The organism is Collinsella sp. TM10-22 (assembly GCF_003466125.1).
In the GTDB taxonomy this organism is placed as follows: Bacteria; Actinomycetota; Coriobacteriia; order Coriobacteriales; family Coriobacteriaceae; genus Collinsella.
In genome coordinates, this window is the sequence record NZ_QSOC01000005.1 from 29,030 (window position 1) to 50,911 (window position 21,882).

Genomic DNA, 21,882 nt, shown 5'->3' on the forward strand with positions numbered 1-21,882 from the left:
CGCGCGGGCGCGTGACCTTTGTGGATGCCGCTCTGCCGCAGGGCGTGGTGGTGCCCGATGCCAATCTAGCCGTGTTCTCGATCGCCGACCTCAACGCCCGCATGGATGCCAACCGTGCCCGCAGCCGCCGCAAGGTCGACATTACGCAGATCACCTTCCCCTTTAAGCCGGGCGACTACGTGGTGCACGCAACGCATGGCATCGCGCTCTTTAGCGAGATTGCGCGCCAGGAAGTGGGCGGCAAGGAGCGCGACTACTTTTTGCTGGAATATGCCGATGGCGACAAGCTCTACGTGCCGCTCGAGCAGGTCGACCGCATCACGCGCTATGTTGGCCCCGACGGCGACAAGCCGCGCCTGACTAGGCTCAATACCGCCGACTGGACGCGTGCCACCAACAAGGCGCGCAAGAACGCCAAAAAGCTGGCGTTTGATCTGGTCGACCTGTATACGCGACGCTCCTCGATTGCCGGTGTCGCCTGCCCGCCCGATACGCCCGAGCAGATCGAGATGGAGGAGAGCTTTCCCTACGACGAGACGCGCGACCAGCTGGAGGCCATCGCCGACATTAAGGCCGACATGGAGGCACCCAAGCCCATGGACCGCCTGCTGTGCGGCGATGTGGGCTTTGGCAAGACCGAGGTCGCCCTGCGCGCGGCGTTTAAATGCGTGGACTCCGGCCGTCAGGTCATGGTGCTCTGCCCCACGACTATTTTGGCCCAGCAGCACTACGAGACGTTCTTTGAGCGCTTTGCCCCGTTTGGCCTTGAGGTCGAGGTGCTCAGCCGCTTCCGTACGCCGGCGCAGCAAAAGCGCGCGCTCAAGGCGTTTGCCGAGGGCACGATCGATGTGCTCATTGGCACGCATCGCCTGCTTTCGGCCGATGTGAACCCCAAGAACCTGGGCCTGGTGATCATCGACGAGGAGCAGCGCTTTGGCGTGCAGCACAAGGAGCAGCTCAAGAACTTGCGCGAGCAGATCGACGTGCTCACGCTTTCGGCAACGCCCATTCCGCGCACCATGCAGATGGCGACGAGCGGCGTGCGCGACATGAGCCTGATCACCACACCGCCGACCGGGCGCCGTCCCGTGATTGTGCACGTGGGGGAGTACGACCCCGACGTGGTGAGCGCGGCGATTCGCCTGGAGGTGGGCCGCGGCGGCCAGGTGTACTACGTGTCCAACCGCGTCAAGACCATTGACGACGCCGTGGCGCGCGTGCACGAGGCCGCGCCCGAGGCGCGCGTGGGCGTGGCGCACGGCAAGATGAGCCCGCGCGAGGTCGAGGACGTGATGATCGAGTTCGCGACCAAAAAGATCGACGTGCTCATTGCCACGACCATCGTGGAGAGCGGTATCGACAACGCGTGCGCCAACACGCTTATCATCGAGGATTCGCAGCGCCTGGGCCTGGCACAGCTCTACCAGCTCAAGGGCCGTGTGGGCCGCTCGGCTACGCAGGCCTACGCATACTTTATGTTCCCGGGCGAGCTGCCGCTTACCGAGGAGGCAACGGCGCGCCTGACCGCACTGTCCGAGTTCCAGGACCTGGGCAGCGGCATGCGCATCGCCATGCGCGACCTGGAGATTCGTGGCGCCGGCTCGCTTATGGGCGCCGAGCAGCACGGCAACCTGTCGAGCGTGGGCTTTGACCTGTTTACGCAGATGCTGGGCCAGGCCGTGGCCGAGGCGCGCGGCGACGACGATGCCGGCGTGGAGGCGGCGAACGTGGGCATTAACCTGCCGGCCGACTACTTCTTGTCCGAGGAGTACCTGCCGGCGGTGGATCAGCGCGTGCTCGTGTACCGTAAGCTCGCGGCGGCCGAGGACCTGGAGAGCATCGACGAGGTGCAGGAAGAGACTGAGGCCGCGCATGGCGAGCTGCCGTTGGCGGGACTCAACCTGTTCAACCGCGCGCGCATTCGTATTCGCGGCGAGCGCCTGGGGCTCGAGAGTGTCACGCTCAGCGGCGGGCGCATTACCTTCCTGGGCGTCGACGTGCCCAAGAAGGTGGCCTTTGAGTTCAAGACTCGCTATGGCGCGGTGAACTTCCCCAAGAGCCGCAAGCTATCGGTGCCCTACAAGGCGGGCGCCGGCGCAGGCAGCGGCCTGGGCCGCGGTCTCGACGCCAACGACGGCATCGGCCCCGTGGCGGCCGCACTCATGCTGCTGCAGCAGCTGGGTGCGAGCGACGACGACTAACAAGTAAGTCGGTGGGACAAAGTTATCAGTAGTTTTGTCCCAGGTGCGACAGTCGCATCGAGCCTGTCAACGCAAGCAACCCTGGGACAAAAACTACTGATAACTTTGTCCCACCACGTTGCGGGTCGACCCTTCGCCCCATCGAAAGGAAAGCATGTTCGGGTACATTTACAAGAAAGATGCCGCTGCTATCGCGGTTGTCCTGTGCCTTTGTCTGTGCGTGGGCAGCTTTTTCGATTATCAGATCTCGAGCGCGCTGTTTAACATCGCTAGCATGTACGGCCGCTTTATCGAGGCCGCCGGCGAGCTGCCGTTCGAGCTGACGGCGAGCATCGCGGGCGTTATGCTCGTGCGCGCGGTGCGTCCCGACTCCAGGGGGAGCAAATGGCTCGCCGTGCTCGGCATCCTTGTCAACGTCGGTCTGACTGGCTACGAGGTCGTTTCGTCCCTGCGGGTTGGCGGCAAACTTGTCGCAGCACAGTTGGTGCTGACGTTTGTGCTGGTCATCGCCGCCAACCTTATCGTCTACCGCCTCACGCGCGACACCGATCCCAAAGAGCTCACGCGCTGGGCGTTAATGGTGCTTGCCGTGTGGGTCGCCCAGGCCATCATCCTCAACGTGATCGTCAAGCCGCTGTGGTCGCGCCCGCGCATGCGCGTGATCGCGGTGACGCAGGGACTCGATTTTCAGCCGTGGTGGGTGATCGGTAACCCCGACAAGTGGGCCTATATCGCCGCCGGCGTGATCAAGGACGGCTTTAAGTCGTTTGCGAGCGGACACACGGCACACGCGGCGATCGGCCTTATGCTCGCCGGGCTTCCCGCGGCGACCTTTAAGGAAAAGCCGTCGCGCCGCCGCGTGGTCTTTTGGGTCGCCGCTGTGGTTGCGGCGCTCGTCGCCTTTGGTCGCATCGTGATTGGCGCGCACTTTTTGAGTGACGTGAGCTGCGGCTTTGCCCTGGTGCTGGCGCTCGAGTGCCTTGCCGCGCGCATTGCTTATCCGGGCGGCGTACAATAGCCCCATCTGAATCATCGGGCTCGTGCCCGGCTAGAGAGGATTATCATGCTCGCGTTCAACAACGACTATTCCCACGGCGCACATCCGGCGGTGCTGCAGGCGCTCGTCGACACCAATATGGAGCCGCAACCCGGCTACGGTACCGATGCACACACCGAGCGTGCCAAGCAGCTTATCCGCAAGGCCTGCCAGGCACCCGATGCCGACGTATTTTTCCTGGTAGGCGGCACGCAGGCCAACGCGACGGTGATCGATATGCTGCTCGCGCCGTACGAGGGCGTCGTTGCTGCCGAGACTGGCCACGTTGCCTGCCACGAGGCGGGCGCCATCGAGTTTGGCGGCCACAAGGTACTCACCATCCCCGGCTACGAGGGCAAGATGCATGCCGAGGATCTCGAAAACTATATCCAGGTGTTCTACGAAAACGAGAGCTACGAGCACACGGTATTCCCGGGCGCCGTGTATGTGAGCCTGTCGACCGAGTACGGCACGCTGTACTCCAAGGCCGAGCTCGCGGCGATTCATGCGGTGTGCCAGAAGCGCCAGATTCCGCTGTTTGTGGATGGCGCCCGCCTGGCCTATGCGCTGGCAGCCGATGAGTGCGACATTACCCTGCCCGAGCTGGCACAGCTGTGCGACGTGTTCTACATTGGCGGCACCAAGTGCGGCGCGCTTTGCGGCGAAGCCGTGGTGTTTTGCGGCATGCACGCTCCGGCACATCCCATTCCGCGCATTAAGCAGCACGGAGCGCTGCTTGCCAAGGGCCGCCTGACGGGCGTGCAGTTTGAGGCACTCTTTACCGATGGCCTGTATTTTGAGGTTGGTCGCCAGGCAATCGAGGCCGCGCAGGCGCTTCGTCGCGTGCTGCACGAGCGCGGCTACCAGTTCTTCTTGGAGACGCCGACCAACCAGCAGTTCGTGATTCTGCCCAACGAGGACATGGCCCGCATTCGCGAACATGCCTCGATCGAGTACTGGGAAAAGTACGACGAGGCCCACACCGTGGTACGTTTTTGCACCAGCTGGGCCACGACGCAGGAGGACATCGACGCGCTGGCGGCTGTCCTGTAGGTTGATGTAATGACGAGGGGCCGCCTTGCACCTGGGTTTGGCGCGGGGCGGCCTTTGCTTTTGAGAGGGAAGGGTTGTATGGCCGAGATGTCCGAGCCGACGATTCGCCTGGCGACGCCCGAAGACGCGCCGGCGTTGCTTGCCATCTATGAGCCGTATGTGCGCCAGACGGCGATTACCTGCGAATACGAGGTGCCGAGCGTTGAGGAGTTCGCCGGGCGCATCGAGCGTACACTCAAGCGCTATCCGTATCTGGTGATGGAGCTGGACGGGCGTCCGGTGGGTTATGCCTACGTGAGCCCGCTCAACAGCCGCGAGGCATACGACTGGTCGGTCGAGACGTCAATCTACCTGGCGCGCGATGTGCGCCATGGTGGGCTGGGTCGCAAGCTGCACGATGCGCTCAAGCAATGCCTGGTCGCGATGGGCATCACCAACATGTGCGCGCTCATCGCCGTACCGCACGACAAAGACGACGAGTATCTGACGCACAACAGCCAGGACTTCCATGCCCATATGGGGTATCGCCTGGTGGGCGCCTTCGACCGTTGCGCCCAAAAGTTCGGCCGCTGGTACGACATGTGCTGGATGGAGCTGGTCCTAGCCGAGCGCGTCCCCAACCAACCCAAACCAACCTGGTTCCCCGCACTTGTTGCCCAAGGTTTCAAACCTACCATTTAGGGACAGGTTTTTGGCTGTCTTGCGGTATCAAATTGCCGCAAGAAGCGCCGCGTTCGTACGCTTTTTTGACTCGAATCGTCCCGTCGAGACACCTTGCGAGCTAAGTGAGTAGACTTTTTGGCGCAAGGCGAGCACAAAGCGTATCTGCTTTAGTAAAACCGCAGGTCACGGAGGTGGCTGTTTTGGGTGTGCTTGGCAGGTCGCGAAAAGTCTACTCACTTAGGTTTACGGTGCTGGATATTCTGGGCAGGAACAGTTGAGCTTGGGCGGCGCGTATTGCCAGGCGATGTTGGCATTTGCGCCATGCCGGCTTGAGATTTAATAAAAACCGCAGGTAAAACGTTTATTAGGTACATTTTGCCTCGTTTGGTGCGCTAGCCGATGGGCTCGGTGTATTTGGCGCGGTCGGTGCGCTGGATACGCTTGGAGATGTGCAGCGGGCGGCCGTCGGTGTCGTAGACGTAGTCGGTGATCAGAATCAGCGCCTGCCCGCGCTCCACATTGAGCAAAAACGCCTCGTTTTGCGAGGCATAACACACCTCAAAGGTCTTGTGCCCCTGCGCCGGCGCGCGATGGAACTCCTGGCGCAGCGCGGTGTAGAGCGATCCGTTGATATCGCGATCGATGAGCGCCTCAAAACTTGGCGGCAGATAGGTGGTCTCCAAGCACAGCGGCGCATCGTCTAGATAGCGCAGACGGACGAGCTTGACGAGCTTGCTGCCCACGGCGGCATCGAAAAACTTGGCCACGTCGCCGGCAGCCTTGGCAAAGCCCGAGTCCACCGTGCGCGTGGTGGGCTTCATGCCCTGGCCCTGGATCTGCGCCGTGTAGCTCGAAAACACCAGGCTGTTCTCGTGGAGCGCCGGCGTGTCAGCCACAAAGGCGCCGCGCCCGCGCTCGGTGCGAACCAGGCTCTCGTCAACAAGCACCTTAAGGGCATGGCGCACAGTGCTGCGCGACAGTCCCGATTCGTCCATGAGCTCCATTTCGGACGGCAGCTTGTCTCCGCGTGCGTAGGTGCCGGCGGCGATACGGTCGCGAAGTGTGGCCGCCAGACGCTCGTATTGGGTCAGTTTCTTTTTAGATGAAGCGCTCATGCGATTAACCTGTATCTAACCTGTATGCTTGCCTAATCAAGCATGTATCCAATTCAACAACAAAACCGCTGGTAACGAGTATTTATATACCGTATCAGCAAAATATCTAAGACAAATATAGCATACAACTAGTCGACATCGCTAAAACATGTATGTAACTTGTATGCCATCAAGAGCATCAAATGAGAAGAAAGGCTGATGCACGATGACTACTCAGGAACAGGTTAAGGATGTCGTCTCCCAGGTTTTGGCTGACAAGGCAGACAAGGGCGGCATCAAGCGCGTTGTGTGGATTGGCGCCGGCGGATCCAACGGCGGCAACTATCCTGCCCAGTACTTTATGGAGCACGAGGCTACGCAGGTCGTGAGCTCCAGCTACACCAGCAACGAGTTCGTGCATGCCACCCCGGCCTACGTCAACGAGAACACCCTGGCCGTCGTCGTTTCCATGCGCGGCACCAAGGAGACCATTGTCGCCGCTCAGGTCGCTAAGGACCACGGCGCCAGCACCATCGCCATCTATGTTGACGAGTCCGCCCTCACCGAGGTCTGTGACTACAAGATTCAGTACGACAGCTTGGCCGTCGACGAGTCCTGCATGGGCCGCACCAACTCCGCCGTTGTGACCATGATCGCTATGGAGCTTACGCAGCAGACCGAGGGCTATGCCGAGTACGAGACCGCTATGGCAGCCTTCGACCTGGTCGATCCTATCTATCGCAAGGCCGTTGAGTACACCCGTCCGCTCGCTGCCAAGTGGGCCGAGCAGAACGCTGACAAGCCCTGCATCAACGTCATGGCTCAGGGTCCGCTCTTTGGTGCCGCCTATGTCTTTAGCATCTGCAACGTGCAGGAGATGCTGCAGATCGACTCCTGCACCATCAACACCTGCGACTTCTTCCACGGCCCCTTCGAGATCCTGGACAAGCGAACCTCGCTGTTCCAGCTCATCAGCGTCGGCCGCAGCCGCTGCAACGACGAGCGCGGCATCCGTTTCGTCAACCAGTACGGTGGCGAGCGCGTCTACCAGCTCGACGCCAAGGAGCTCGGCCTCAACGACATCAAGGACAGCGTGAGCGAGTACTTCAACCACCTGATCTTTGCCCCGATCCTCAACAACGTCTACATGCGTGCGCTCTCCGCCGTCACCCACAAGGACTACATGACGCGCCGTTACATGTGGAAGCTGGATTACTAAGGGATAGAGCGGCCTAACAGCCCAATACCCCTCATAAGTTGCGGTGGAATAGTTCCTGTTTGGGGGCGTGAAACCTCTGTTTGAGAACTATTTCACCGCAACTGCTAGAGCGGCACTTGGGGACGTTCCCTTTCTGCCGGCAGTTGGGGGCACTCCTTGTTTCAAAAGTTTCCCGTTCGCCGATTTCAGTCTTGATAAATGTATATAACGACTATAACGTAGCATGAAACATATTGGAAACAATACCGAGGAGGCTGCGTTGAAGAGGAGCAATCTGGGCTATGTGCTGGTGCTGATCGCCGCGCTAATGTGGGGCACCATCGGAATCTTTGTTAACGGAATATCGGCCCTGGGCGTTTCGTCTCAGAGCATGGCGGCCTTTCGCCTGTTGTCGGGTGCCGTCTTGATGGCTCCGGTCTTGGCATTTATGAGTTGCCAGGGAGGTGCTCGTGAGGGAAAAGCCTCGGGTCCGTTGGCCCTGTTCAAGGCAAGCCCTAAAGAGCTTGTTTCCTGCGCACTTGTCGGTATCGTCGGTTTAGCCGCCGCCAACACCTGCTATTACGAGTGCATGGGCGAGGTGGGCATGTCCACGGCCTCGGTGCTGCTCTATACCTCGCCGGTGTTTGGCGTCGCGCTCGGCCGCGTGCTTTATCGCGAGGACGTGACCCCCAACAAGCTCGTCGCCATCGTCTTTAACATAGTGGGTTGTGTGCTCGCGGTGACGAGCGGCGACCTGTCCGGTTTCCATTTCTCGGCCTGGGGCGTCGCGTCGGGTGTGATCGCCGGACTTTGCGGCGCGTTGCTGGCGGTGTTTAGCCGCATGGCCACCAAGACGCTGCATCCACTGGCGGTGACGTTTTGGGGCTTTGTCTTTGGCGGATGCTTTATGGCGGTGCTTTCGGCTCCGTGGTCCGATGTAGCCGCGGCAATGTCCCCGCAGCTCATTCTGCTGTTCGCGGGCTTTGGCTTTATTCCGACGGCTCTTGCGTACATCTTCTATATGCAGGGCCTTTCGATGGATCTTGAGACGTCGAAGGTGCCGGTCGTGGCTTCGTTCGAAACCGTGGCGACCGTTCTGGTCGGCATTGGTATCTATGCCGAGTCCGCCGGCGCGATCAAGGTCCTGGGCATTGCGCTGGTGCTCATGTCCATCCTGATCATGAACACCGACTTCTCCAAGCTGCGCAACAGCGTCATTGCCAAACGTATTGTCGAGAGCATGACCTTTAAGCCCAACGCGTGGTGGACGGAGAAATCGCAGGACATGGATCTGTTCCGCGAGCGCACCGGCATCGCGCTGGAGCCCACCGTGCAGGAAAGCCCCTGGTACTTCGTGCGATAGGGGATTGCGCGCGGCGTCCGACCTGGGGTTATCCAGCCAGCGCCGGCCTGCCCAGCCCCAACGTTTCAGGTACGTTAAACCCGTAAACGGTCGTTTTTCATCCGTGAACGGTTTATATACTAATCATCAATATCCGCAACGTATAAGACGTTATAATGACCATAACGAAAAGGAGGAGGCAAGATGAATCAGATCATTCTCGCATCTCATGGCGGCCTGGCCGCAGGCGCCAAAGACACGCTCGAGATGGTTCTCGGCGACGTGTCGAACGTCCACGTCGTGTCGCTTGCTCGTGACGACAAGGAGCCCATCACCAACAAGGTGGACGCCCTCATCGCCACGTTCAACGCGGACGACACCGTCTATGTGCTGACCGATATGCTCGGCAGCTCGGTCAACAACAGCATGGTCGAGCTTTCCCGCAACGGTGCGGCATTCACGGTGATCAGCGGTTTCAACATTCCGCTGGCACTGACGCTCGCTATGAGCCCCGTCCCCGTCACGGGCGCCGAGCTCGCGGCCCTCATCAACGAGGCCCGCACCGGTCTGACCAACCCCAACGCGCCGATCGAGGCTGCCGTGGCCCCCACTAAGAAGGCCAAGGCGCCCCGTCACAGCTCCGGTCCCGCCAAGATCGTCCTCGCACGTCTTGACTACCGTCTGCTGCACGGCCAGGTCGTCTTTACCTGGACCACCAAGGTTCAGGCCGAGCGCATCATCGTCGTCGACAACGCTGCCGCCAACGATGACATCAAGAAGGGTGCTCTTAAGCTGGCCAAGCCCCAGGGCGTGCGCCTGAACGTCTTCACCGTCGAGCGTGCCCTCGCCAAGATGGACAAGCTCAACACCCTCGGCGAGCGCGTCATGTTCGTCTTTGGCAACACGGCCGAGATGCTGCAGTTCTGCCAGGGTTACAAGCTCGACGCCATCAACCTGGGCGCCACCGCCAACCACGACGGTGCCGATCAGGTCGGCGGCAAGGACAGCTCCGTCTTCTTCGACGCCACCCAGAAGGCCGACGTCAACCAGCTGCTCGACATGGGCATCAAGCTCTACGTCCAGCAGACCCCCACGTATCAGAGCGTCGACATCGACGCCAAGCTGTAATCAACCAGGCTTTTGCCTGACTGAAAGGAGAAGGGTATGAATACGTTCATCAGTGCGGTGCTCGTCGGCCTCGTCGGCGTGTTCTGCATGTGGGACTCCCGCCTGCTCGGTCGTCTTAACTTCGAGCAGCCCCTCGTTGGCGCCACGCTCGTCGGTCTGCTGCTGGGCGATGTGCCCACCGGCCTTGCCGTCGGTGCCGCCGTCGAGCTCGTGTCCATGGGCCTGGTGCAGGTCGGCGCCGCCGTTCCGCCCGATATGGTCCTGGGCGGCATCGTGGCAGCTGCCTTCGCGTGCCTGACCGATGCTTCCGCCGAGACCGCCATGACGATCGCCATCCCGGTCGCCGTCCTGGGTCAGCTCCTCGGCATCGTGTTCCGTTCCATCATCGCCGCCCTCACCCATGTGGCCGATAGCGCGATCGATAACGGCAAGTTCAAGACCGCCTACCGCATGCACATCTGCGCCGGCTCCGGTCTGTACGCCATCATGTACTTCCTGCCGATCTTCCTGGCCGTCTTTGTCGGTACCGACCTGGTCCAGGCCATCGTCAACATGGTTCCCGAGTGGCTGTCTACTGGTCTGAACGTCTCGACCAAGATCATGACCGCCTACGGTCTGGCCCTGCTGCTCACCATGATGATCAAGAAGGGTATGACCCCGTTCCTGTTCATCGGTTTCCTGCTCGCCGCTTACCTCAACCTGTCCGTCATCGCGGTCGCTTTGATCGGTGTGTGCCTGGCTGTCGTCTTCATGGGCTTCAAGTTCAACGGTTCCCATGCAGCCGCCGGTGTCGATTCCGACTACGATCCGCTCGAAGACGACGAAGACTAAGGAGGAACACACTATGGCAACCACAACCAAGGACGTGTCCCTGAACAAGAAGGTCAGCCAGTTCTTCTGGCGCTCCTGGGCCATCCAGGCCTCTTGGAACTACGAGCGTCAGATGAACATGGGCTTCCTCTACGGCATGGTTCCCACGCTCGACCGCCTCTACCCCGACGAGTCTGACCCCAAGCAGCTCGCTGCTAAGAAAGAGGCCTACCATCGTCACATGGCGTTCTACAACTGCACCCCGCAGACGAGCGCTTTCGTCCTGGGCCTCGCCGCCTCCATGGAGGAGGAGTACGCCAAGGATCCCGAGAACTTCGACCCCGATTCGATCAACGCGGTCAAGACCTCCCTCATGGGCCCGCTTTCCGGTATCGGTGACTCCTTCTTCCAGGGCACCATCCGCGTCATCGCCTTTGGTCTGGGCGTCCAGCTGGCTCAGCAGGGCTCCATCATGGGCCCGATCCTGGCCATGCTCATCTCCATCGTGCCCTCCGTGCTGATCACTTGGTTCGCCGCCAAGATGGGCTACCAGGGTGGCCACGAGTACCTGGGCAAGCTCCAGGGCGGCGACCTCATGGAGAAGCTCATGTATGTCTGCGGCATCGTGGGTCTTATGTCCGTGGGCGGCATGATCGCTACGCTGATCGGCGCCACCACCCCGCTGCAGTTCGCTGAGGGTACCGTCGTTATCCAGGACATCCTGGACGGCATGATGCCCCAGATGATCTCCCTTGGCCTCACCGGCCTTATGTACTGGCTCATCAAGAAGAACGTCAACACCGGTTGGCTTCTCGTGATCGCCATCGTGGGCGGCATCGCCCTCTCCGCGGTCGGCATCCTGGCCTAGTCGCGACCCAGCGTCTAACCGCTTTCCCCCGGGGGCCTGCCTGGCATCCCATACCCCAGGCAGGCTTCCATCCCTAAATGTGTCAAAGGGACAGTCCCTTTGTCGCATCCTCAACGGGCCGGCGACTCGGTCCTAGCCACGGTAACCCTGCGAGCGTCCGGCAATGTGACGCCGCAAAAATACGAAAGGAATGTGTCAGATGTACGAGATCGACCTTAACCTCCCTAAGCAGATCGTCGCTGACGTCCTGTCCAACCACGAGATTCACAGCGTCGCCTTCGTCGGCTGCGGTGCTTCTATGTCCGATCTTTACCCCGCCAAGTACTTCCTGGCCAACAACACGGACAAGCTGAACGTTCAGATCTTCACCGCTAACGAGTTCAACTACGACACGCCTTCCTGGGTCAACGAGCACACCTTCGTGATCACCTGCTCCCTCGGTGGCTCCACGCCCGAGACCGTCGAGGCCAACAAGACCGCTAAGAAGCACAACTGCCCGGTCGTCTCCCTCACCAACAAGGCTGGCTCCGCTCTGACCGTCGACGCCGACCACGTCATCGTCCACGGCTTCCACGCCAACTACGCTGCCAAGTGCGAGAAGCCCGGCTATGCCATCGCCCTTGCTCTCGAGATCCTTCAGCAGACCGAGGGCTATGACCACTACGAGGACATGATCACCGGCCTCACCAACGTCTTTGAGCTCTGCGAGAACGCCGCTCAGTCCGCCAAGGGCCTCGCCAAGCAGTTCGCCCAGGACTTCAAGGACGACGAGATGATCTACTTCATGGCCTCCGGTGCCTCCGAGAAGATGGCTTATTCTCACGCCGCCTTCCTGTTCACCGAGATGCAGTGGATCGACGCCGCCGCCTACAACACCGGCGAGTACTTCCACGGCCCGTTCGAGGTTTCCACCGAGGGTAAGCCCTACGTCTTCTTCATGTCCGACGGTGCCACCCGTCCGATGGACGCTCGCGCCCTCACCTTCCTGCAGCGCATGGGCGCCAAGGTCGCTCTGATCGACTCCAAGGACTACGGTCTGGCCGACGCCGTGCCGGCAAGCGTCGTCACCTACTTCAACCCGCTGCTGCACCTCGCCGTTATGCGCGAGTACGGCAACCAGATCGCCGAGGCCCGTCAGCACCCGCTGACCATGCGTCGCTACATGTGGAAGCTTTCCTACTAATCACAAGTAAGTTAACCTTACGGGTTGATTGAGAGGGGATGGGGTTTTGCCCCGTCCCCTTTTTTGCTCTGGGGAGGGCGTGTGCGCACGCGCCGCAAAACCCCAGATAAAACCTACCAAAATAAACCTGTCCCTTTTTGGCAAGTGGGAGGAGATGCGTATGATCAAGGCAGTGCTGTTTGATATGGACGGCGTGCTGGTCGATACCGAGTGGTTCTACAACCGTCGCCGCGTGGCGTTTATGGAAGAGAAGGGGTTCCACTTTGACGAGATCCCCGATCTTTCGGGGTCTAACGAGCCCGCCATTTGGAAGTCGCTGGTGCCCGACGATGTTGAGCTGCGCGAGCGCCTGCGCGTGGAGTACAAGCAGGTCTACAGCCCGGTCCATCCCGTTCCGTATGCCGAGCTGCTCAACGAGCAGACGGAGCCGGTGATGCGTGAGCTGCACGAGCGCGGCGTGAAGTGTGCCATCGCGAGCTCGTCCTACCGTGAGCTCATCGACGAGCTGGTGGAGATTGCCGGTATCGCCGACGTGCTGGACTACACCATCAGCGGCCATGAGTGCAGTGCGTTTAAACCCGACCCCGAGATCTATTTGCGCGCCATGGAGGCGTTGGGTGTTGAGCCGGCCGAGTGCCTGGTTATCGAGGACTCGCCTATGGGCATTGAGGCCGGCAAGCGCTCCGGCGCCCGCGTCCTGGCGCTGCGTCCGCACGAGGGCGTCAACCTGGACCAGTCCGCCGCCGACACCATCATCGACAACCTGGCCGACATTTTGGCCGCTTTGTAGCGTCGATCCACCACGAGTAGTACAGATTCGCACGTCTTTTGCGGCGGATTGGCTTAATTTGGCTTGGATTTTGATTCGTTTGACTTCGACTCAGACTAAGTGAGTAGACTTTTTGGCACATGCCGAGCACAAAGCGTATCTGCTTTAGTAAAACCGCAGGTCACAGAGGTGGCAGTTTTTGGTGTGCTCGGCAGATCGTAAAAAGTCTACTCACTTAGAATTTGGCTCTTTGGTTGGGGAGCTGCTGGCTCGTTTTGGTTGTCGAGAGAGGGTTAATTGAAGCGCCCACTCGCGCTCCATGCTACAATCGCCGGCATGCCCCACGATTACATCTGCCTTCGAAAGGAGCCTACGTGGCGAACGCCATCGATCAGCTCACGGACCGCGTGCTCGTGCTCGGCCGCCTCACCATCGTCCGCCGCGCCATTACTGCCGTGGCGGTCACGATTTCCGCCATTCTTCAGACATTTCTGATCCAGGCGTTCATTCAGCCCGCCGACCTGCTACCGAGCGGTCTTACCGGCGTCGCCGTCTTACTCGATCGCGTCACCTCGCTCGGCGGCGTTCATATCGATATCTCGCTCGGCATGCTCGCGCTCAACATCCCCGTGGCGCTTCTGTGCTGGAGCGGCATTAGCAAGCGCTTCGTCATCTTCTCGATGATGCAGGTCGTGCTCTCGTCGTTGTTCCTCAATATCTTTCACTTCGCCCCGTTTTTGGGCGACAAGATCATGCTCATCATTTTTGGCGGCGTGGTCTCGGGCCTGGGCGCCGCCATTGCGCTTAAGTCCGGCGCGTCCACCGGCGGCACCGACTTTATCGCACTGTGGGTCTCCAACCACACGGGCAAGACCATATGGGGCGTCATCTTTGGCTTTAACTGCTTTATCCTGGCGATCTTCGGTTTCATGTTCGGCTGGGACAATGCGGCGTACTCCATCGTGTTCCAGTTTATTTCGACCAAGACCATCGACAGCTTCTACCGCCGCTACGACCGCGTGACGCTGCAGATCACGACGCGCAAGGCAGACGAGGTCATGACCGCCTATGTTGACCATTTTCAGCACGGCATTAGCTGCGCCGAGGTCGTTGGCGGATACAGCCGCGAAAAGATGTACCTGCTGCACGCCGTTGTCTCGACCTACGAGAGCCAGGACATCATCAAGTTGGTGTGCGACATTGATCCCGGCGCCGTGATCAATGTGTTCCACACGCTCAACTTTGTGGGCGGCTGGTGGGGCGGCCATGTCGACGAGCCCATGCCCACGGCCGTTCCTGATCCCGACAAGCCCGCGCGCATGGCCAGCAGGCAGGCCCGTCTGCACGATCAGGAAAGCTTGCAGCAGGACGACGGCAAGTAAAGATTTGCTGTATGCGGTGTATCGTTTTATCAAACTGAGGTAACATATAAAAAGACGTTATATACGTATTAGTTATTTCGATATTTTGATAAGAGTGAACAGTCATGCCAGCGCCCAAAAATGCACCGCTTTACCAGCAGATTTACGACGAGATCAAGGAAGCGATCGAGAAAGGTGTTTATACACCCAAGGAGCGCATCCCGTCCGAGCTTGAGCTTGCCGAGCAGTACGAGGTGAGTCGTATTACGGTGCGCCGCGCCGTCGAGGAGCTGTGCTCCGATGGCTATCTGGTTAAGCAGCAGGGTCGCGGCACGTTTGTCTCCACGCCGCACATCAACCGTCAGTTCCATGCTTCGACGCTGCAGACGTTTACCGCACTGTGTGCCGACAATGGGATGAAGGCCGGCGCGCACGTGGTCGATCGCCAGATTGTGCCGGCGCGTCAAAACGAGATGGAGTTCTTTGGCCTGCAGAAGGACGCGCTGCTGCTGCATATCAAGCGCGTGCGTACGGCCGATGGCGAGCCCATATTTGAGGAGAACATCTTTGTGCCGTTTGACGCCTACCGTGAGCTGTTGACGGCCGATCTTGAGGACAAGTCGATTTTTGCCGAGGTCGAGCGTGTTGGTGGAACGCCGATTGTCTCGGTTGGCTACCGCACGGTCGAGGCCGTTCGAGCTAACGTCGAGCAGGCGGCAGAGCTGGGCATTGCTCCGCACGATCCGCTGCTCAACCTGCGTGCCGGCTTTACCGGTCCCAACGGCGAGCCGGTCCTGATGGGTAAGCAGTACTACGTGGGATCGCGCTACGTTATGGTGATGTAGTTCGGGATAGAAAACGAGAGTGGATAATCTCCCGTTTTAGGTCCGGTGGCGGCCTTAAAGTGGGAGATTATCCACTCTCGTTCGTCGGGTGTCCAAAAATCCACTCTCGTCCTTTCGGAACGCGTTGCTCGTGGCTAGCGGCAGCTCGGCGCTGGTCCGCGTGGCGGCGTATAATCGGCGGCAGAGGATTCTGACGTTAGGAAACCATGACCGATAGCATGCAGCAGATGGCGCTCGACACGCTCGGCGCCTATTTTGGTTACACCTCGTTTCGCCCGGGGCAGGACCGCATGGTCGATGCGATCCTTGCCGGTCGCGATGCGCTGGGCGTTATGCCCACGGGCGCCGGCAAGTCCATTTGCTACCAGGTGCCAGCGCTCATGCTGCCTGGCATCACCTTTGTGGTGAGCCCGCTGCTATCGCTTATGGAGGACCAGACCCGCGCGCTGCTCGCGGCGGGTGCACGCCCCAGCTATCTCAACTCCAGCCTTACCCCGGCCCAGCAAAACACCGTGCTCAAGCGGGCGCGTGAGGGGCGCTACCAGCTTATGTACGTGGCGCCCGAGCGCCTGCTCGAGCCGCGCTTTTTAGCCTTTGCGCAGGAGGCCGCGGCGGACGGCGGCATCGGCGTGCCGCTCGTGGCCATTGACGAGGCCCACTGCGTAAGCCAATGGGGCCAGGATTTCCGCCCCGCCTACCTGCAGATTCGCGAGTTCATCGATTCCCTGCCGCAGCGCCCCATCGTGGCGGCCTTTACCGCTACGGCGACCGAGCGCGTGCGTGCTGACATTCAGCAGATGCTCGGCCTGCAAAACCCCGCGTGCGTGGTGACGGGCTTCGACCGCAAGAACCTCTACTTTGGCTGCGAGGAGATGGGCGACAAGGCTAAGGCCGCCTGGGTGCGCGACTACGTAATCGCGCATTCGAGCGAGAGCGGTATCGTGTATTGCTCGACCCGCAAGACAGTCGATGCGCTCGCGGGCGAGCTTGCCGAGGCGCTGGGCCCTAGCGGCATTCGCGTTGGTCGCTACCATGCCGGCATGGGCAACGACGCCCGTCGCCAAAGCCAGCGCGCCTTTATCGACGACGATATTCAGGTGATGGTCGCCACCAACGCCTTTGGCATGGGCATTGACAAGCCCAACGTGCGCTACGTCATCCATAACAACGTGCCCGAGAGCATCGAGGCCTACTATCAGGAGGCGGGCCGCGCCGGCCGCGATGGCGATCCTGCCAGCTGTCACCTGCTGTGGAATGGCAACGATTTTCGCATGCGGCGATTTTTGATCGACCGCGGCGATGCGGCCGACGAGGCGCTCGACGATGAGCAGCGCGCGTGGGCGCTCCAGAATCGATACCGCCTGCTCAGCCAGATGGAAGGCTACTGCAATACCACCGGCTGCCTGCGCGAATACATGCTGCGCTACTTTGGAGACGAGGCCGCGGCCGAGCATGCGACCGCAGCTGGTGCGGGTGGCGCCGCCACGGACGAGGCCGAGGGCTGCGGCAACTGCAGCAACTGCCTCACACGGTTCGAGGTCGAGGACGTCACCGATATGGCCCGCGCCGCCGTGCGCTATGTGGCCACGCGTCCCATGCGCTTTGGCAAGTCGCTGATCGCCGACGTGCTCCACGGCGGCAACACCGAGCGCATTCGCCAGATGCATCTGGACGAGGACCGCGGCTACGGTGAGCTGTCGAGCGAATCGGTCGGGCGCATCAAGGACATCATCGGCCAGCTGTGCGGCCGCGGTTATTTGGCAACCTCGCAGGGGCAGTACCCGGTCGTTGGGCTGGGCCCGCGTGCCGTCGAGGTCGAGGATGAGGCGTTCGCCTTTACCGTTAAACGTCGCGCGTCCAAGCGCAAGGCCTCGGCCCGTGCCCGCCGTGCGGTGGATCTGCTGCGCGAGGAGGCCGAGCTGGATCAGCGTCCGCGCGTGGGCGACGATGCCGAGCTGTTCGAGCGCCTGCGTGCGCTGCGCAAGGAGATCTCGACCGAGCTGGAGATGGCGCCGTACATGGTCTTTTCCGACAAGGCACTGCGCGGCCTGTGCCGCTTGCGCCCTCAGACACGCGAGGAGCTTATCCGGGTCAACGGTATCGGCGAGAAAAAGGCCGACGCCTTTGGCGAGCAGTTTATGGCGGCGATTGAAGAATTTGAGTCCGAGCATGCGCGGGATGGAGCGTAATGATGACAGCCGATAGCAAGACCGAACGTTCCGAGCGCGCCGAGGTGTCCGCCGTGCCGCTGTACCAGCAGGTTATGGACGACCTAAAGGGCGAGATCGCGCGCGGCGTGTACGCGGCCGGCTCGCGTATTCCTTCCGAGATGGAGCTCGCGAAGTCCTACGGCGTGGGACGCATCACCGTGCGCCGCGCCATCGAGGAGCTGTCGCGCGCGGGGTATCTCAGCCGCCAGCAGGGGAGGGGCACGTTTGTGTGTGCGCCCAAGCTCAAGCGCAAGATTCGCCAGAAGGGTGACGTCCAGAGTTTTACTGAGGGTTGTGCTGCCAACGATATGGTGGCCGGAGCGCGCCTGGTGTCGCGCACGGTGGTTGCGGCGACGCGCGAGGACGCGGCGTTTTTTGGCGTGGAGCCCGGCAGTGAGCTTATCGTGGTCGAGCGCGTGCGCACGGCCGACGGCATCCCCGTCATGCTCGAGAACAACGCCTTTGTGCTCGCCGACCATGCCTACCTGCAGACGCTTGCCGATAAAGACCTCGCCGATAACTCAATCTTTTCGCTCGTTGCCGAGCATTCGGGTCGCGCGCCGCTCAAGTCCGATCCCTGCACCGTGGAGATTGCGCTTGCCGATGCTCAGGCGGCCCCGCTGCTGGAGGTGCCGGTCGGCGAGCCGCTCTTCTATATGGAGGCGTACTTTACCGATGCGAACGAGCGGCCCCTACTGCTCGGTCGTCAAAAGATCGTTGGCTCGCGCTACGTCTTCGACATCTAACGTCCATAGATAGAACAACATAGAACAAATTTGCTGTAATGACTTCACCCGTGACAGTCGGCGTGCTATAAATAGGACAACATAGAACGATCGCAGGTACGAGCAGCCGTCGCCAAAAGCCACCACACAAGGAGGAGCATCAGCATGAACGCACATGATCTGATTCAGGAAATTATCGAGCGCAAGGGTAAGATCGAGAACGTCTTTTGGATCGCCTGTGGCGGTTCGATGATCGACCTGATGCCGGCCAACGAGCTGCTCAAGCGCGAGGCCACCACGTTTGCCTCGACGGTCTACACCGCGCGCGAGTTTTGCCTGATGGCCCCCAAGAGCCTGGGGCCGAAGTCGCTCGTCGTCGCCTGCAGCCACAGCGGCAACACGCAGGAGGTCGTCGACGGTTGCGAGATGGCGCTGGCTGCCGGTGCCGAGGTCGTGGCTATGACCGACTATGCGGGCTCCAAGATCGACAACGGCAAGTGGACCACCTGGGTCTATCCGTGGGGCAAGGGCGAGTCGCAGGCCGAGGTCCCGCAGGGTATCGGCGTTCTGATGGCTGCCGAGCTGCTCGACCAGCAGGAAGGCTACGAGGCGCTCGCCGACATGTATGCCGGCCTTAAGCAGATGGACACGCTGCTGCCCGCCGCCCGCGAGAAGGTCAACGCGGAGCTGGGCGACCGCTTTGCCGAGCTCTGCCAGCAGCACAAGTTCTTCTACATCCTGGGATCCGGCCCCAACTTTAGCCAGACCTACGCCATGGCGATCTGCTCGCTCATGGAGATGCAATGGCAGCACTGCTGCTACATCCACTCCGGCGAGTATTTCCACGGCCCGTTCGAGGCCACCGAGCCCGGCGTGTTCTACTTTATGCAGCTCGGATCGGGCGAGTGCCGTCCCATGGAGGAGCGCGCACTGGCGTTCCTCAACACGCACACCGACACGATCATGGTGCTCGATGCGCTCGAGTACGGCGTGGGCGAGGTGCCTGCCAGCGTGCGTTCGTTCCTGGAGCCGATCTTCTTCTACAACATGAGCTGCGAGCTGCGCGCCGCCCGCGGCAAGGTGTTTGACCACAGCCCCGAGGTTCGTCGCTACATGGGCATCGAGCAGTACTAGGTACCGGGAAAAGTATTCACCTTCGATTCGCAAGCGAACAGCGTGCGTAAATAGCGGGCCGCACCGGGGATTTCCGGCGCGGCCCGCTCTGCATTGCGTCCATGCGTGGGGGGTATCGCGTCAACCGACGACCTACTTGGCGTCGTAGGCCTCGGCATCCCACCAGTCGAGCTGGGCAATGTTGTCACGGATGTGCTGGCAGCTCTTGTGGAAGCCTTCGAGCTCGTGCTCGGAAAGGTCGAGCGTGTAGACCTCCTCGACGCCCTCGGCACCGATCACGCACGGCAGGGAGGTAAAGATGCCTTCCTCGCCATACTGGCCGGTCATAAGCGTAGAGGCCGAAAGCACGGCGTGCTCGTTGTGCAGAACGGCGGCGCAGACGCGCGCGGCGGAGTTGGCGACGGCGTACTCGGTGCACTGCTTGCCGGCGTAGGTCACATAGCCGCCCTTGCGCGCGAGCTCCTCGACCTCCATGTGGTCGAAGGCGTACTTGTCGGGGTTCTCGGCCTGAAGCTCGTTGAGGCTCTTGCCGGCGATGGTCGCGGCTTTAAAGGCGGCAAGCTGGCTAAAGCCGTGCTCGCCGATCATGTAGGCGTCGATGGACTTGGGGCTCACGCCGATCTTCTTGGAGATCTCGGTGCGCAGGCGGGCGGAGTCCAGACCGCAGCCCGAGCCGATGATCTTCTTGGGATCGTAGCCGGTCAGGTGCCACAGCTCGGTGCACACGACGTCGCAGGGGTTGGAGATGGAGACGAAGATGCCGTCAAAGCCGGCGTCGACGATGCGCTTGGCAAAGGTGCGCGCGGCGTCGGTGGTAAAGAACAGCTCGCCGTCGCGGCTGCCAGCGGCCAGCGCGACCTTGCCGGCGGCATTGACGATGACGTCGCAGCAGGCCAGCTCCTCGTAGTGGTCGTAGCAGTTGACGATCTTGGTGTTGTACGGGACAAACGAAAGGGAGTCGCGCAGGTCCTGGACCTCGGACGTCACCTTGGCCTCGTTGATATCGCACAGGTACAGCTCGTCGGCAATGCCCTGCATAAGCAGGCTGTTGGCGACATGTGCTCCTACGTGGCCCTGGCCGACCACACCGATCTTACGCGTCTGGTACATATACGTATCCTTCCGGCCGAGTTTTTCGCGTCGAACCATTGTAGCGTCCTGTTGCCACTTTGCTAGACTAAAGTGCAATAGATTTTTGGGACATGCCTTAATTTCTACTTTTGGAGTGATTTGGGCCGTCGACGGCATCGCTGGGCGATGTGCTCGCGCGGATGGGGTCGCTCGTTGTACCATAGCTGCAACTGACTCGTTAGGAGCTTCCATGCCCATTCGCATTCCCGACGCCCTCCCTGCCGCCGCGCAGCTCGAGAGTGAGAACATCTTTGTCATGACCGAGTACCGCGCGCTGCACCAGGACATCCGTCCGCTGCGCGTGCTCATCCTTAACCTCATGCCCACCAAGATCGCCACCGAGACGCAGATCATGCGCAAGCTCTCCAACACGCCGCTGCAGGTGGAGGTGGACCTGTTGCGCACCAAGACGCACGAGGCCACGCATGTGAGCGCCGGCCACTTGGAGACGTTCTACCGCACGTTCGACGACATCCGCGACATCCACTACGACGGCCTGATCATCACGGGCGCGCCGGTGGAGCAGATGCCGTTCGAAGAGGTCGACTACTGGCCCGAGCTCTGCCAGATCATGGACTGGTCCACCACACACGTGCACTCTACGCTGCACATTTGCTGGGGCGCGCAGGCGGGGCTCTACCATCATTACGGTATTCAGAAGTACGACCTGCCGGCAAAGGCGAGCGGCGTCTTTGAGCATTATCTGGTGAAGCCGCAGAGCCCGCTGGTCCGCGGTTTTGACGACCGTTTCTATGCCGTGCATTCGCGCAACACCGATGTGCGCCGCGAGGACGTGGACGCCGAGCCGCAGCTTGAGGTCGTGGCCGTGTCCGACGAGGTGGGCCTGTACATCGTCAAGTCGACCGACAGTCGCCGCTTCTTTGTATTTGGCCACCCCGAGTACGATACCGACACGCTGCGCCTGGAGTACAAGCGCGATGTGAAGCGCGGACTCAACCCTCAAGTGCCGGCGCATTACTTCCCGAACGACGACCCCACGACCGAGCCGCGCAACGTCTGGCGCAGCCAGGCTCAGCTGCTCTATACCAACTGGCTCAACTACTACGTCTACCAGACTACGCCCTACGACCTAGCCCGCGCCGGCGAGGAGCACTAGACTGCGATGGTACT

Annotated in this window: 19 protein-coding genes; 17 read left to right on the plus strand and 2 right to left on the minus strand. The window is 60.9% G+C overall.

Annotated features, from left to right (window positions below; all coding sequences use genetic code 11):
* From mfd to DXD94_RS06155, 4 genes are all read left to right on the plus strand, one after another.
* On the plus strand, positions 1 to 2,201 hold a 2,201-nt coding region (mfd, locus tag DXD94_RS09825; protein ID WP_233540331.1), incomplete at its 5' end, for a transcription-repair coupling factor.
* 154 nt (positions 2,202 to 2,355) lie between these two features.
* Positions 2,356 to 3,219 (plus strand): phosphatase PAP2 family protein, encoded by an 864-nt coding sequence (locus DXD94_RS06145; protein ID WP_117763536.1) that lies wholly within the window; start codon positions 2,356 to 2,358, stop codon positions 3,217 to 3,219.
* 45 nt (positions 3,220 to 3,264) lie between these two features.
* On the plus strand, positions 3,265 to 4,290 hold the full coding sequence (locus tag DXD94_RS06150) for a low specificity L-threonine aldolase (protein ID WP_117763537.1): 1,026 nt from the start codon (positions 3,265 to 3,267) through the stop codon (positions 4,288 to 4,290).
* 78 nt (positions 4,291 to 4,368) lie between these two features.
* Positions 4,369 to 4,971 (plus strand): GNAT family N-acetyltransferase, encoded by a 603-nt coding sequence (locus tag DXD94_RS06155; RefSeq protein WP_117763538.1) that lies wholly within the window; start codon positions 4,369 to 4,371, stop codon positions 4,969 to 4,971.
* A gap of 374 nt (positions 4,972 to 5,345) precedes the next feature.
* Here DXD94_RS06155 and DXD94_RS06160 read toward each other — a convergent pair whose 3' ends face one another.
* Positions 5,346 to 6,068, minus strand: a complete 723-nt coding sequence (locus tag DXD94_RS06160; RefSeq protein ID WP_117763539.1) for a GntR family transcriptional regulator — start codon at positions 6,066 to 6,068, stop codon at positions 5,346 to 5,348.
* 205 nt (positions 6,069 to 6,273) lie between these two features.
* Here DXD94_RS06160 and DXD94_RS06165 point away from each other — a divergent pair, with 205 nt between their 5' ends.
* The 12 genes from DXD94_RS06165 to DXD94_RS06220 all read left to right on the plus strand — a co-directional run bounded on the left by DXD94_RS06165 (position 6,274) and on the right by DXD94_RS06220 (position 19,620).
* Positions 6,274 to 7,266 (plus strand): SIS domain-containing protein, encoded by a 993-nt coding sequence (locus DXD94_RS06165; protein WP_117648180.1) that lies wholly within the window; start codon positions 6,274 to 6,276, stop codon positions 7,264 to 7,266.
* 259 nt (positions 7,267 to 7,525) lie between these two features.
* Entirely contained in the window at positions 7,526 to 8,608 is a 1,083-nt protein-coding gene (locus DXD94_RS06170) for a DMT family transporter (RefSeq protein WP_158550244.1), read from the plus strand.
* 183 nt (positions 8,609 to 8,791) lie between these two features.
* Positions 8,792 to 9,715 carry a PTS mannose/fructose/sorbose transporter subunit IIAB gene (locus tag DXD94_RS06175; RefSeq protein ID WP_117735437.1) on the plus strand — a complete coding sequence of 308 codons (924 nt, stop codon included), beginning with the start codon at positions 8,792 to 8,794 and terminating at the stop codon, positions 9,713 to 9,715.
* Positions 9,716 to 9,751: 36 nt separating this feature from the next.
* Complete coding sequence (locus DXD94_RS06180) at positions 9,752 to 10,546, plus strand: PTS sugar transporter subunit IIC (protein ID WP_022095161.1); 795 nt, start codon at positions 9,752 to 9,754, stop codon at positions 10,544 to 10,546.
* A gap of 13 nt (positions 10,547 to 10,559) precedes the next feature.
* The gene (locus tag DXD94_RS06185; RefSeq protein WP_117763540.1) at positions 10,560 to 11,393 is read left to right on the plus strand and encodes a PTS system mannose/fructose/sorbose family transporter subunit IID; all 834 of its coding nucleotides are present in this window, start codon (positions 10,560 to 10,562) and stop codon (positions 11,391 to 11,393) included.
* Between the two features lie 199 nt (positions 11,394 to 11,592).
* Entirely contained in the window at positions 11,593 to 12,576 is a 984-nt protein-coding gene (locus tag DXD94_RS06190; RefSeq protein ID WP_233502247.1) for an SIS domain-containing protein, read from the plus strand.
* Between the two features lie 160 nt (positions 12,577 to 12,736).
* On the plus strand, positions 12,737 to 13,366 hold the full coding sequence (locus DXD94_RS06195) for an HAD family phosphatase (RefSeq protein ID WP_158553134.1): 630 nt from the start codon (positions 12,737 to 12,739) through the stop codon (positions 13,364 to 13,366).
* Positions 13,367 to 13,719: 353 nt separating this feature from the next.
* Positions 13,720 to 14,727, plus strand: a complete 1,008-nt coding sequence (locus DXD94_RS06200; protein ID WP_117763541.1) for a YitT family protein — start codon at positions 13,720 to 13,722, stop codon at positions 14,725 to 14,727.
* A 104-nt stretch (positions 14,728 to 14,831) separates the two neighbouring features.
* Complete coding sequence (locus tag DXD94_RS06205) at positions 14,832 to 15,551, plus strand: GntR family transcriptional regulator (RefSeq protein WP_117763542.1); 720 nt, start codon at positions 14,832 to 14,834, stop codon at positions 15,549 to 15,551.
* A gap of 206 nt (positions 15,552 to 15,757) precedes the next feature.
* Complete coding sequence (locus DXD94_RS06210; RefSeq protein WP_117763543.1) at positions 15,758 to 17,740, plus strand: ATP-dependent DNA helicase RecQ; 1,983 nt, start codon at positions 15,758 to 15,760, stop codon at positions 17,738 to 17,740.
* The gene (locus DXD94_RS06215; RefSeq protein ID WP_233540332.1) at positions 17,740 to 18,507 is read left to right on the plus strand and encodes a GntR family transcriptional regulator; all 768 of its coding nucleotides are present in this window, start codon (positions 17,740 to 17,742) and stop codon (positions 18,505 to 18,507) included. Before DXD94_RS06210 ends, DXD94_RS06215 begins: the two co-directional genes overlap by 1 nt.
* A gap of 144 nt (positions 18,508 to 18,651) precedes the next feature.
* A complete protein-coding gene (locus DXD94_RS06220; protein WP_117763544.1) occupies positions 18,652 to 19,620 on the plus strand; it encodes an SIS domain-containing protein in 969 nt (322 codons plus the stop codon).
* Positions 19,621 to 19,752: 132 nt separating this feature from the next.
* On the opposite strand, the gene DXD94_RS06225 is transcribed toward DXD94_RS06220, so the two are convergent.
* Complete coding sequence (locus DXD94_RS06225) at positions 19,753 to 20,730, minus strand: L-lactate dehydrogenase (RefSeq protein WP_117735446.1); 978 nt, start codon at positions 20,728 to 20,730, stop codon at positions 19,753 to 19,755.
* A gap of 211 nt (positions 20,731 to 20,941) precedes the next feature.
* Between DXD94_RS06225 and metA the strand changes: the two genes are divergently transcribed.
* Positions 20,942 to 21,868 carry a homoserine O-succinyltransferase gene (metA, locus tag DXD94_RS06230; RefSeq protein WP_117763545.1) on the plus strand — a complete coding sequence of 309 codons (927 nt, stop codon included), beginning with the start codon at positions 20,942 to 20,944 and terminating at the stop codon, positions 21,866 to 21,868.
* The last annotated feature ends 14 nt before the right edge of the window (positions 21,869 to 21,882 follow it).